Source organism: Clostridium sp. 2218st1_F5_2218SCRN_220325, assembly GCF_039062665.1.
Classification (GTDB): domain Bacteria; phylum Bacillota; class Clostridia; order Peptostreptococcales; family Peptostreptococcaceae; genus Intestinibacter.
On record NZ_JBCLNH010000001.1, the window covers coordinates 104,668 to 117,129 of the forward strand.

15 protein-coding genes are annotated in these 12,462 nt (G+C 31.6%); all 15 read right to left on the minus strand.

The window, feature by feature from the left end; translation table 11 throughout:
• Positions 1-11: 11 nt before the first annotated feature.
• The 15 genes from ABCM86_RS00450 to ABCM86_RS00520 all read right to left on the minus strand — a co-directional run bounded on the left by ABCM86_RS00450 (position 12) and on the right by ABCM86_RS00520 (position 12,381).
• The gene (locus ABCM86_RS00450; RefSeq protein WP_195929682.1) at positions 12-284 is read right to left on the minus strand and encodes a EutN/CcmL family microcompartment protein; all 273 of its coding nucleotides are present in this window, start codon (positions 282-284) and stop codon (positions 12-14) included.
• 27 nt (positions 285-311) lie between these two features.
• Positions 312-1,157, minus strand: coding sequence for a flavoprotein (locus tag ABCM86_RS00455; RefSeq protein WP_195929681.1), 846 nt, complete (start codon positions 1,155-1,157; stop codon positions 312-314).
• Positions 1,158-1,168: 11 nt separating this feature from the next.
• On the minus strand, positions 1,169-1,990 hold the full coding sequence (gene eutJ, locus ABCM86_RS00460) for an ethanolamine utilization protein EutJ (RefSeq protein ID WP_343003218.1): 822 nt from the start codon (positions 1,988-1,990) through the stop codon (positions 1,169-1,171).
• A gap of 8 nt (positions 1,991-1,998) precedes the next feature.
• Positions 1,999-2,643 carry a phosphate propanoyltransferase gene (locus ABCM86_RS00465; RefSeq protein ID WP_343003219.1) on the minus strand — a complete coding sequence of 215 codons (645 nt, stop codon included), beginning with the start codon at positions 2,641-2,643 and terminating at the stop codon, positions 1,999-2,001.
• Between the two features lie 27 nt (positions 2,644-2,670).
• A complete protein-coding gene (gene pduA, locus ABCM86_RS00470; RefSeq protein WP_195929679.1) occupies positions 2,671-2,949 on the minus strand; it encodes a propanediol utilization microcompartment protein PduA in 279 nt (92 codons plus the stop codon).
• Positions 2,950-2,961: 12 nt separating this feature from the next.
• A complete protein-coding gene (locus tag ABCM86_RS00475; protein ID WP_295734184.1) occupies positions 2,962-3,630 on the minus strand; it encodes a BMC domain-containing protein in 669 nt (222 codons plus the stop codon).
• Between the two features lie 19 nt (positions 3,631-3,649).
• Positions 3,650-4,024: a glycerol dehydratase reactivase beta/small subunit family protein gene (locus ABCM86_RS00480; protein ID WP_243269549.1), complete on the minus strand. Its 375-nt coding sequence runs from the start codon at positions 4,022-4,024 to the stop codon at positions 3,650-3,652.
• A complete protein-coding gene (locus ABCM86_RS00485; protein ID WP_343003220.1) occupies positions 4,017-5,840 on the minus strand; it encodes a diol dehydratase reactivase subunit alpha in 1,824 nt (607 codons plus the stop codon). Before ABCM86_RS00485 ends, ABCM86_RS00480 begins: the two co-directional genes overlap by 8 nt.
• A 22-nt stretch (positions 5,841-5,862) precedes the next feature.
• Complete coding sequence (locus ABCM86_RS00490) at positions 5,863-6,381, minus strand: diol dehydratase small subunit (RefSeq protein ID WP_195929675.1); 519 nt, start codon at positions 6,379-6,381, stop codon at positions 5,863-5,865.
• A gap of 14 nt (positions 6,382-6,395) precedes the next feature.
• Positions 6,396-7,100, minus strand: a complete 705-nt coding sequence (locus tag ABCM86_RS00495) for a propanediol/glycerol family dehydratase medium subunit (RefSeq protein WP_295734175.1) — start codon at positions 7,098-7,100, stop codon at positions 6,396-6,398.
• 17 nt (positions 7,101-7,117) lie between these two features.
• Positions 7,118-8,779 (minus strand): propanediol/glycerol family dehydratase large subunit, encoded by a 1,662-nt coding sequence (locus ABCM86_RS00500; protein ID WP_195929673.1) that lies wholly within the window; start codon positions 8,777-8,779, stop codon positions 7,118-7,120.
• Positions 8,780-8,837: 58 nt separating this feature from the next.
• A complete protein-coding gene (gene pduB / locus ABCM86_RS00505; RefSeq protein ID WP_343003221.1) occupies positions 8,838-9,677 on the minus strand; it encodes a propanediol utilization microcompartment protein PduB in 840 nt (279 codons plus the stop codon).
• A 27-nt stretch (positions 9,678-9,704) separates the two neighbouring features.
• Complete coding sequence (gene pduA / locus ABCM86_RS00510; RefSeq protein ID WP_195929671.1) at positions 9,705-9,986, minus strand: propanediol utilization microcompartment protein PduA; 282 nt, start codon at positions 9,984-9,986, stop codon at positions 9,705-9,707.
• Between the two features lie 354 nt (positions 9,987-10,340).
• The gene (locus ABCM86_RS00515) at positions 10,341-11,144 is read right to left on the minus strand and encodes a response regulator transcription factor (RefSeq protein WP_195929670.1); all 804 of its coding nucleotides are present in this window, start codon (positions 11,142-11,144) and stop codon (positions 10,341-10,343) included.
• Entirely contained in the window at positions 11,137-12,381 is a 1,245-nt protein-coding gene (locus ABCM86_RS00520; protein WP_195929669.1) for a PocR ligand-binding domain-containing protein, read from the minus strand. The genes ABCM86_RS00515 and ABCM86_RS00520 overlap by 8 nt, the downstream gene beginning before the upstream one ends.
• Positions 12,382-12,462 lie beyond the last annotated feature (81 nt).

A 12,462-nucleotide genomic window follows, 5' to 3' on the forward strand; every position in this document is an offset into this window, starting at 1 on the left:
ACATCCTAACCCTATACATCATCTACTTCAACACTGTCAACTATACCTACAACAGCTGAATCAATAGGAGAATTAGGTTTATTAAGTACATATCTAGCTGAACTACCTTTTGATACTAATACTACCTCTCCTACACCTGCACCAACTGAATCTACTACTATTTCACTGGTTTCTGTCGGCTGCAATGTTTCATTTAATTTTGATACTACTAGAAGTTTAAATCCTACTAAACTCTCATCTTTTGTTGTTGAAACTACTGTTCCTATTACCCTACCTAAATACATATTCTCTACCTCTTATTTCTTAATAATCTATTCTTGTTTTATTTTTAAATTTAACTTTTTAGCTTCTTCTTTTGCTAAATCTGTAATTAGAGAACCTTTATCTACAAATATATAGTTATAACCTCTATTTTCATAAACATCAGCTCTGCTTATTACTTTTTTGTCTAATTTAATATATAGTGAATTTTTATCTTGAGGCTGTTTTAAATCTATTGTTTTTTTATTATCTTTACTTTGATTATTTATAACAAGATTATTTGTATTTAGGTTCTTTTTACTGTATTTTTCAACTTTATAAAATAGATTTTCGGAAGTTGTTAACTCTATTTCATAACTTTTTATTGTTTCTAAATTATTTTTCAATTTATTTTTATAAGCTAAGCTTACATTATCGCCATAAATAGATTTTCTTTCTTCATTTTCAATACAACACGCATTTAGCGATGCAATTATCTTCTTTCCACTCATCATAGCTTTTGAAACTATATTCGTGATTAAAGTATCACTAATGCAGTTTGCTATTTTTGATGCTGTATTTATTGTTAAACTAGGAATGATAATTAAATTATTTTGATCTAATAATTCTTTTATATCGGGCTTATCATCTTCTTTTATTACACTTTCTATATTTAAACTTTTCTTTATTAAATCTTCTGTTAATACGTCCTCAGCTGCTTTAGAAATTACAACTTTAAATTGCCATCCATTTTGTTGCAATTTATTTAAAGATTCTATAGATTGTCTAAATCCTATGCTAGCTCCTGTAAATAATACTAAAGCAGTTTTTTGTCTTTGTTCTAATTTTTCTATTACTTTATTTACGATATATTCAATTAATGCATTTTGAATTAAATTTTGTAATTCACTATTCAAATGCTCACCCCCTAAACGTTACAATTCATCGCTATACCTAGAGGTGTTACTAAAAGTGGTTCTATTGGTTTTACTACATCTACATTTATTTCTTTTTTAAATACTGTTGCAAATTCATCAAAACAACAAGCCCCACCGACTACATAAATTTTATCTACATCATATCCTTGTATATATTTTTTTACGATAGATGCCATCTTTTGTACTACTGGTTTTACTATTGTAAAAACGTCATTTTCATTTTTCTTGTCTTTTTTATATTCTTCAGCTTCTTCAAAAGATTTTTTTAAAAATCCTGCCAATACAAGCGTCATATGAGTTCCACCTGTAGCCTCATCTGCTGTAAATATTACTTCTCCATCTTTCAAAATACTTATACCTGTTGTTCCACCACCGACATCAACTACTGCCCCATCTGTAATTCCAAGGACTTCAGCTGCTGCAGTCGGCTCATCTACAATATTTACAACTTCTAAATCTGCTGATTCAACTACATTTGCTATTACCTTTGTATTTCCTTCTGTTATTCCTGGTGGAATAGCTGTTGCCGCATAAGTAAGCTTTGTCCCTAACATATCTTCAACTTGCTCTTTTAACATTCTTACTACTCTTGTGGCACCGATATAATCTACTACTATGCCGTCTTTTACAACAGTAGATGGATAAGTCGCCCCTGCTATAGGTCTATTGTCTTCATCTAAAACAGATAAAACTATATTTGCAGTTCCTAAATCAACCCCTACTTTTAACTTACCTTTATAATCGTTGCTTTTTTTATCTCTTACTAAAGTAGAGAAATCTTCTAATATTTTATTACAGTTATCTAATTTCAAAATATCACCTATTTCCTGATAATTTTAACTAAGTCTCCATTTTTTAAACAACAAGCATTTGCCTCATCTGTATCTATATGCATTTCTAAAACATATTTATCAGAAACTCTAATTAAAACATTTCCTAAGATACCTTTTCTTTTACCTTTAACTTCTACATCTACTATATCTTTATCATTTAGTTCTAATTTTTTTGCTGTTTCTTTATCCATATGGATATGTCTTAAAGCTGCTATAGTTCCCTTAGATGTTTCAACACTTCCCTTTGGTCCAATTATTTTTATTCCCGGAGTATTTTCTAATTTGCCTGATTCTCTTATTGGAGCCTTTATCCCAAGTTTAAATCCATCTGTTAATGAAACCTCAATTTGTGTTTCATCTCTTAAAGGCCCTAAGATTCTTACTTTTTCAATCGAATCTTTTGGGCCTTGGATAGTTACTACCTCTTTGGCTGCAAATTGACCAGGTTGTTTTAGATCTTTTATTTTTGTAAGTTCATATCCTTGACCAAATAAAAAATCTAAATCCTCCCTAGATAAGTGTATATGTCTATTTGAAACACCTATAGGGATTAAAATGTCATTATCTTGTTGCATTTTTTCTATAACTATTTTTGTAACTATACTTACTAATTCTTCTTGAGATATATTCATTTTAATCACCTATATATTTAAATTTAATTATTCAGCTCTTTTTGGTAATATTCTTTCAACATCTGTATGTGGTCTTGGGATTACATGTTTAGATACTATTTCTCCAACTTTTTCTGCAGCTACTGCCCCTGCATCTACTGATGCTTTAACAGCACCGACATCTCCTCTTACCATTACAGTTACTAATCCTGAACCTATTTTTTCATATCCTATTAATTCTACGTTAGCTGATTTTGTCATTGCATCTGCTGCTTCTATAGCTCCAACTAACCCTTTAGTTTCTATCATTCCTAATGCTTCACCCATGGCTTTTGCCTCCTATTTATCTTTATTATCCTTATTTTTATCTTTATTTTCTTTGTAGTGAATACAGTAAATTCTTAAATCTCCTTTTTGTCTTGGACATTTAGGGTCTTTACATATGTTACAAGTATATCCTTTAGAAGTTTCTTCACTTAAATCTTGGTTATTATAATCTGAATCTTCATCAGATTCCTGACTAGACTCATCTTGTACAGTCACTTCGTTATTTTTGTCTTCTATTATTTGTCCTTCATCTAAATCTTGATTATTTAAATTTTTATCATTTTCATCTTTTTGTTCTGACTCATCAGCTTTATCTCGATTTGAATTATCTTCTTTATCTGAAGGAGGGTTATTTTGTTTTACTTGTGGAATTTCTTCTTTTTCATCTTCATATCCCACAGTGCTTTCATTTCTTATAAGCATATCAATACTATCGCTTGGTCTTGGTATAACCATCTTCGTATGAACCTTGCCTAATTTACCTAAGGCTGCTGTAGCTGCACTTATTGCAGCTTTTACTGCACCTACATTACCCTCTATTTTTATTACAGTCATTCCGCTTCCTTTTGCAAACTCATATCCAACCAAATTAATATTAGCAGCCTTTAGACAAATATCAGCAGCTTCAATTCCAGCAGCAAGACCCATAGTTTCAATCATTCCAATTGCTAATTTGGACATATCAATACCTCCTTTGATATTACCCTAAATTTTCAATTTCTTTAAAAGGCATTCTTGTCACTAATCTTGCTGCATTTGCCCCTAAAGATCTTTTTTGTTTATCTTCACTTATAAATTTTATTTTGAATATTGGGCTTTCTTCTTTTAATTTATTATAATGAAGTACTATATAATTATTATCGATACCAATTCCTACACCAAGAGTCGACTCTAAACTTGCCTCATGTGCAATTTCAACAGCACTTCCAAATTGTTTGTCTTCTACTTGATATGGAATTCCTTCCTCTTCAATTCCCAATAGTATCTCTTTTATATATTCAATATTTTTGATGTTTTCGTTATAATAAACTTTTATTTGAGGTTTTTTACTTGCAAATCTCCCGATATTATCCAATAGCTTCACCTTCTTCAATAGAAGATAAAATAAGACCTGTAGCAACTGCATTTCTAGGGCCTTCACACCCTCTTATATTTGCTCTTCCGGCAACTATCTTGTACTGTGCAAGAGCATCTGTTACTAGTTGTGGAATTTCAAAATCAAGTGCTGAACCACCTACAAGTACTACAAATTCCATATCTCTTATATTTCCTGTTGGACTTACATCTGCCAAAGCTCTAAGGGCATTAGTTACAAATACTTTTTCTTTAGCATTTTTTCTTATTAATTTAACTTTTTCTAATGAGTAATCTCCCTCCAAAGGAATCATATTTCCTTCTTTTAAAATTACTATTTTTGCAAATACTTTTGAATCTAGTGGATTATTAAAAAATTCAACCGTTCCATCTTCATGTCTCAAGTTAAATAAACTTTCTACTTTTGCAAGAGGATATTTTTTGATATCTTCTGCCAACTCAAAGTCATCTATGCCTAGTTCTGATTTTATAAGCATAGTTACCATATTACCTGCACCTGCTAGATGTATTGATTTTATGTGACCTTCGCGAGTTATTATAGATGCATCAGTAGAGCCTGCCCCCATATCTAAAATAGCGAGTGGCTTGCTACTACCTGGAGTTGTAAGCGCCCCTCTTATTGCCATATCTGCTTCTACTCCGCCTACTTCTACAGGTATTTTTAACTTTTGGCTTAGTTCATCTGCAATCATCTGCATTTGAAGTTTGTCGGCTTTGACCATTGCTGCAATTCCAACAGCATTTTCTAGCGCAAACTCTTTTGCAAGACCACCTTTTATATGTTGTGGTACAAATGTATCGACAGCTAATAAATCTTGAATTTTTATTAGATTTGGATGTTGGTTTGTAAGATTAGACATTACTTGTCTTACTCTCTCTAACATTCCACCCGCATTAGTTCCACTTTCACCTTTTATATCATTTATTGGGCTGACGTTATTTATGCATTTCATTATCTCTTGAGCACCTGAATCTACATTTACCCTTAATTTTTTTGTTTGTCCTATTACTTCTAACTCACCTGCTGGGATACGTCTTTCTTTCACATCACCTTTAGGGGTTTTTATAACTACTGCTGATCTATTACCTATAAGAGCTCTAGCAATTGGAACAATATGTTTTGTCTCATCTGAAGTCAAATTAAATAATGTAGCTATACCATATGGATTTGACAATACTTCTATAACCTTACCTATTGGTGCTACTTCTATAGCTGCCAACATTCCTATAGGAACCTTATCTATTAAAGTTACTTCATCGACAATAGGTATTTTATGGTCTAACCTGTTATTTATTAAAACTCCATCATCATTTTTTACTATCGCCCCATTTATATTGAATATATTATTGTAATGATTTATTAATTTTGCAGCAAATTCAAAATTAACATGCTCGGGAACTACGACTATAACTTCTTTTTCTTTTACTTTTTCTAAATCTGTTATTAAAGCTGTAACACCTACTCCAACTCCCTGTCCTCCAGGAGTATTTGGGTTGTGTCCTATCATAGTAGACTCTGTTATTATTGTTTCTGTTATAGTCTCCATCGCAACATCACCGATTACTGGTGCTGCTTCGTTAACCCTAATTCTATCTAAATCACTTAAAGCTAAATTTGCTTTATCTAGAGCTTTTCTAAGGGAATTAAACACACCGTTGATATTTTGCTTAGTTCCCTTAATTCCTGTTGTTGGAACTATGCTACTAGATAAAAATTCAATTTTGTTATTTTGTATTTTAGCTAGAGCTACTTCAGTAGTAGCATTACCTATATCTATACCTGCCACTATTTCCATAGCATACCTCCATAAACATTAATTACTCAGCTCTTAATCTTCCTCTTAATGCGTAAACATCTGCTGCTTCTCTAACAAATGCTGCGTTTATTTTACAATTGTATTGATTTTCTAATTCATCAGCTATTTGATATAATTCAGCTTTTGTAGATCTATAAGGTCTTAAAGCATTGTATATTTCAAGTATTCTTTTATCTGGAACTGCAATAAGTTCAGCAGCTCTTCTAAGGTTTGATGCAAAGGCATCTCTTCCTACAGATTCTGCAACTTGAGCTTGCATTTCTAGTGTTTCTGGAGCTATTCTTATATCTTCAGATTTTATTTCACCGTTTATAACTTTATCTAAAGTTAAATCGTCTAATGCCATACCTGATTGAGCTTTTATTTTTTCGCTCATTTTTTCACCTAATGGGTAGTTTTCTGCTGTAACTTTACAACATTCTTTCTTAGGAGTGCACTGAGCTTGTGGTGCTTGAGTTTGTCCTAAATTTTTTAATACTTCTTCAACAATTTGTTTTATTAATACATCATTTTGACTCATTTTGAACCTCCCTATTATTTAAACTCAACTTTTAATTCTTGAGGTTTTTTATTTCTATCTGCATATTGAGTTTCTTTTATATGTAATAATGCTGCTATTGCTTGATATTTTGGTCTAGCCATTTGGTCATTTCTTACTGGAACTGGTGTTGGTGATTCGTTTTTAGCATATTTAGCTGCATTTTTACCTATAGCTCTATATGTTGGTAAATCTATTAATGGAGCTTGAGAGAATAATTCTACGTTACTAAGTGGTGGTAAATCTTTTTGATGTATTACTGTAGTCCCTTTAGATTGTATTCCTATTCCTATTCCTGAACCACTCATTTCAGCTGCATCATGAGCTATAAAAGAAACGTCTGAAGTTCTGTATACTTTTACAAATCTATAATTTAGACCTTCTTCTTCTATACCTGCTATTATTTCTTTTAATACTTTGGCGTGATCTATTCCTATTATAGTTTTAGTTTGATGTACGCCAAATGCTGGAGCTAACCCAATAACAACTTCGTCTGGTCTGTGGTCTGGAACAAAGTCCCCAACTTCAGTTATAACTAATTTACTTACTTCTTCTTCTGGCACTGGGCTAGCTACTGGTGCTGGAGCTTCTGCTTTAACTTCTTCTTTAGCAGGAGCAGCTTCTTGTGTTATCCCTTCTTGTGCTATTTCTTTTATAACCTCTTCTATTACACTTCTTAAAACTTTTTCATCTATTGCCATAATCTATCACCTCTCTTTTAATAATCCTCTGGACTCTTAGCGTTGTTGATGTTTTTGATTTCTTCCCATCTTTCACCTTCAACTTGATATCCTGTTTTTGGTCCAGCGTATGTATTAGGGCAGTTTACAGCACTTTGAACTTTGAAGTCTTTATCAAGTATTGCTGCTGTGTGTAAGTAATCCCCAGCAACTTTTTGTTTACTCAATTTGAATACGCTATCTGCAACATCTTCAAATCCTGCTTTATATAAAGCTTTTATTATATCTATTCCTGTAGTACCTCTCGCCATCATATCTTCTGCAGCTTTTAAATCTTCAACTACATTTCTATCTGGCATATCTTTACTACCATGTGCATAAGTAGCTGCTTCTACTTCTTCATCAGTTATTTCTGTTAATCCTAATTCTTTAAATAATCCTTGTATAGCTCTAGCAGCTTTATTTCTAACTCTTACTACATCTTCTTCTTTAACCGGTCTTAGACCACCATCTATTTTTAAATCTCTTTGGATTATATTCCAGTCATCATAATCTTCTGCATCCCAGTTAGAACCAGCGAACATATTATCATAGTTTGGAGTAGCACTATATCCTGAACATATAAAGTCAGTTCCTGGTACCATTTGCATTAATGAACGAGCAACTCTTCTTAAATCAGAGTGAGTGAATGTTTGGTCATTACTAGATGCACACTCTAAATCAAGCATTGCAGCTATTAAGTTTTCTGCTAATACGGCTCTTATACCACTTGGAACACCAGCAGGCACACCTATACAACTTACTGAACCATTTTGGATACCTTGAACACCGCAACCTTTAGTTACATATAAGCATCTAGATTCTAAGTAAAGCATTGATTTACCTTCAGCATATCCCATTTGTACTTCTGAACCTGTACCAGATGTAAATCTCATTTTTAATCCTCTTGATGCATAAGAAGATGCTAAGAAACCTTTAGACCATGGAGTATCATCACCATCCATGAAAACTGGTTCTGTTCCATATACTGAAACTGTTTCAGCATATGCAGTAAAACCTTTCATACCTAATTCAAGTTCAGTCGCTTCTTCAACTGCGCATTGAGTAAGTATACCTGGTCTACCAACTTGTGCACCTATCATTATTGCAAGTGCATTAAATGGTGCATATCTAACTATACCAACTGTTGTTTCTTGTTCATCAAATCCTCTAAGTGCAGCTTCGGCAGCATCTGCAGCTATTTGGATTGGATTGTCTTTTACATTTGTAACGTGGCATTGATTTGATGGTCTTTGTCTAGCTCTCATTTTTGTAAGAGCCATCATCATCTCTAATACATTTAATTGAGATACAACTTCTGTTATTTTTGCTGGAGTCATAGCAGTTGTCAAACCTACTATGTCAGCTCTTGTAACATTTATATCTACCAACATCCTAGCTAATTTTAGAGAATCCATAGCCATAACTTCTTCAGTTTTTTCTAGATTAATACCGTGGTCTGCTATAAAGTAATCTAGCATGTCGAAGTCTTTTCTTGTTTTTCCATCTAACTCTACAACTAAACCGTTTTCTAATTTTATACTTGGAGTTGGGTCATTTGGTCCTTCCATAGCTATTAAACCAACTTCTGGCCATTCTTTTACGAAACCGTCTTGGTTAACTGGTCTATTTTCTAATACTTCAAAACGTTTAGATCTCAAAACGTTCACTCTCCTTCTTTAATCGTTATTCTATTTAAACTCAATCCTTAATATCTATTTATATATATGGAACTGTAGTTGATGTTGGTTCTGTTCCATCTAAAGTTTTAAGAACTTTTAAACCTACTTCTCTTGCAGCTATTATCGCTTGTCTAACTGCTCCTGAATCTCCTGAGAAAGTTAATATAACTTCGTTTGAAAAGCTTGTTCCACCATTACCTGGAGTAGATACGCCTACTACATCTACGTTTGCCGCTTTGACAGCAGTATCTGCTAATAAAACACCTATTGCTGCTGGTGCACCAACTGTTATACCAAAAGATTTTCCTATTGGAGCTCCGAATGCTTTATTTAAAGCATAACTTGCTCTTGCAGTATATTGGAATTCTAAATGACCAGCAGAAGTTCCATATACATCACCAAAAGTTCTATCTAATTCTTTTAATGTAACTTCTACAGCACGTCTTGCATCTGATACATCTTCTGCTCCAAATATAATTAAAGAACCATGTCCTGCTCCACCTTCTGTATCTCTTGGAAGTTCGATTAATACTATTTCACTATTTGTAGCTTTTACTGCTTCATCTGCAGCGAATATTTGAGGACCTGCCCCTGTTCTATCCCCAATTATACCTATTGATCTATATTTAGGGTCTATTTTTAAAGCTTCATGTATACCTGCATCTAAGTTTGCTATTACAAGACCTATAGTACTACCTATAGCTGTTCCAACAAATTCTGTTAATCCGCAACCTGTAAAATTTGCTGTGCAAGGAACTTTAGCTTCTTCTTTAGATTCGCATTTTTCTTCTTGTACTTCTTGTTTTTGTACTTCTGGGGCATCAGCCATTTTTTTCATAACCTCACCCATAATTTTTTGCATTAAATCTTCGTTCATATTTTATTCCTCCTTAAATTTATAGGTTTATAATTGTTGTTTTGGTAATATTCTTTCAACATCTGTATGTGGTCTTGGGATTACATGTATAGATACTACTTCTCCAACTTTTTGAGCAGCTACTGCTCCTGCATCTACTGAAGCTTTAACAGCTCCGACATCCCCTCTTACCATTACAGTTACTAACCCAGAACCTATTTTTTCATATCCAACTAAAAAAACGTTTGCTGATTTGACCATTGCATCTGCTGCCTCAATCGCACCAACTAATCCTTTAGTTTCAATCATTCCTAGAGCTTCTCTTTGCATATCTAGTAACCTCCCTCCTATTTCAGACAAAATAAGATATTATTTAGAATTGATAAATTTGTTGCTATTTAATTTTATTTTTATTTACCTAATTAAAAGTGTATCTCAATTAATATGAGAATTAGTTGAACTATTAGTGCATATTTTGGCAAAAAAAAATTACCTTTTTACAGGTAAAATCTAATTTATCTTTTTTTATTGTATACGATACAATAAAATTTTGAATTTCAAACTATAATTTGTCACTTTTATGCCATAATGATAACAAAATATTATATAGTAATAACAAAATAGTATCATACAAACAAAGGCGAAGGTTTTCCTCCGCCTTATCTATTCATTATTTAGTTGTTTCTACATACGTAAATGCATTTTATTTTTTATGCACTGCTCTCTATACTCGCTAGGTGTTACTCCTACCTTTTTCTTAAATACTTTGCTAAAATAATTAGGTTGGTTAAATGCTAGTGATATAGATATATTTACTATAGGTATATTTTTATCAGCCAACATCTCTTTAGCTAAGTCTATCTTTCTATCTGTAACATATGTCACAAAGTTTATTCCAACTTCTTTTTTAAATATTTTGCTCAAGTAGTGTGGTGTTATATTTATATTTTTTGCAACTTCTTCTAATGTTATATTCTTTTTAATATTTTTTTCGACATATTGAATTGCCTCTTGTGTATAATCATTTAAATTGTTTAATTCTTTGTCGTATACTTCTTCCCCACTATCTGTTTCTAAACAATCTAAAAAACTATTTTTATCTTTTGGAAGTTCTTGATTATCCTTATCCATATATTTATTTATTGTCTTAATAATAATCTCTTCTCTGACTGGTTTTATAAAGTAATCATTTACTTCTAGTTCAAAAAGTGTTTCTGCTAAATTATAACTACAATCACCAGTGATAACTACTATTGGCATATCATTTTTCTTTATTCTAATATATTTACAAAGCTCTGTCCCATTAATTATAGGTATATTAATATCTATAATAGCTAAATCAATTTCTCTTTCATTTATTGTATGTTTAGCTGTTAGACCATTATCAACTTTTATTATCTCTACTTTTTCTTTAAATTCCTTTGAAATAATTAATTCTAAAACATTAGCAGACAAATATTCATCCTCTACAATTAATATCTTATACATTGTTTTCCACCTCAACCATAGGTATTTTTATATTTATGATAAGCCCTGTTGTTTTAAAATTAGCACTATACATCTCTAATTTATATTCTTGTCCATATAAACTTATCAGCCTTTGATTTATATTATAAAGACTTGTAGATTTATCTTTATTTTTATAATCAATATCTTCTATGATTCTCTTTATATTTTCTGCTGAAATACCATCTCCATTGTCAATTACTTCTATTATAAAGTTGTTACTATCCTCATATCCTTTTATTCTAAGTTCTGATGTTTTTATGTTTTTCTCCACTACATATTTAATAAAGTTATCTAAAACTGGTTGTAGTATCATAAAAGGACACTTGAGGTCGTGGTATTTTTTATCTATGGCTATGCTATAATTTATTTTTTCTCCAAATCTTACCTTTTGGATATTCATATAACTCTCAGCATAATTTATCTCATCATATAAATAAGTAATACCTTCGTTTTCATTTCTCAAACTATATCTAATTAAATCTGAAAAACTGTGTATAATATCTAATGTTTTTGGCGCTTGCTCTATATATGCCAAGTTTTGAATAGTATTTAACGCATTGAATATAAAGTGTGGATTTATTTGGTACTGTAATGTTTTTAATTTTAATTCCCTTAATGTCTTTTCTAAAGCTACTCTCTTTTTCTCTTCTTCTATCAATTTTGTTTCTTTTTGCATTAATTCTTCTTTTATCATATTTACAAATTTGTTTTCTAACATATATGTAGAAATCCTGTAAATTAGATCTGCTGCCGATTCTAAATCGTCATACTTTTTTTCTTCAATAGAATTGTAGCATTTTTCTAATTTCTCACCACTCCATTTTGATAACTTTCCAAAAGCCCCTGTTTTTTCGTCACATTCATCTTCATCAATTAACTTAGATTGTCCACCTAATATTGCCCCAATATAATTATTATTTATTACAAGTGGAACAGAAAAATCATATAGACCTGCATGGCACTTATATATGTGTGGTTTTCTATTAATTAATGATTGTATCCCTCCATATGCATCACATTTATAGCATTTATCTCTCCACTTAGGATCTTTTCTAATTTCTGTGCAAAAATTTGTGAAATTACTTGGAGTGGTAATGGGTCTTCCCTCATAATCTACTGTTACAGCAGCTACATTTGTTGATTTTGCAAATATATCCTGAATTTCTTGTAGGATATTAATATCGATTAGTTCTTCTAATTTAATATCTGTAACCATATAAAATCCCCCTTATTTAAAGACCATATAGTTAATATCTGGCCCTCCTATTAATAGGCTAAAAATAAATTTAAAATAATT

Coding starts and splice junctions, on each gene's coding strand:
- ABCM86_RS00450 (WP_195929682.1), bottom strand. CDS start 284: ATGTATTTAGGTAGGGTAATAGGAACAGTAGTTTCAACAACAAAAGAT.
- ABCM86_RS00465 (WP_343003219.1), bottom strand. CDS start 2,643: ATGAATATATCTCAAGAAGAATTAGTAAGTATAGTTACAAAAATAGTT.
- pduA (WP_195929679.1), bottom strand. CDS start 2,949: ATGGGTGAAGCATTAGGAATGATAGAAACTAAAGGGTTAGTTGGAGCT.
- ABCM86_RS00475 (WP_295734184.1), bottom strand. CDS start 3,630: ATGTCCAAATTAGCAATTGGAATGATTGAAACTATGGGTCTTGCTGCT.
- ABCM86_RS00485 (WP_343003220.1), bottom strand. CDS start 5,840: ATGGAAATAGTGGCAGGTATAGATATAGGTAATGCTACTACTGAAGTA.
- ABCM86_RS00490 (WP_195929675.1), bottom strand. CDS start 6,381: ATGAGTCAAAATGATGTATTAATAAAACAAATTGTTGAAGAAGTATTA.
- ABCM86_RS00495 (WP_295734175.1), bottom strand. CDS start 7,100: ATGGCAATAGATGAAAAAGTTTTAAGAAGTGTAATAGAAGAGGTTATA.
- pduB (WP_343003221.1), bottom strand. CDS start 9,677: ATGAACGAAGATTTAATGCAAAAAATTATGGGTGAGGTTATGAAAAAA.
- pduA (WP_195929671.1), bottom strand. CDS start 9,986: ATGCAAAGAGAAGCTCTAGGAATGATTGAAACTAAAGGATTAGTTGGT.
- ABCM86_RS00515 (WP_195929670.1), bottom strand. CDS start 11,144: ATGTATAAGATATTAATTGTAGAGGATGAATATTTGTCTGCTAATGTT.
- ABCM86_RS00520 (WP_195929669.1), bottom strand. CDS start 12,381: ATGGTTACAGATATTAAATTAGAAGAACTAATCGATATTAATATCCTA.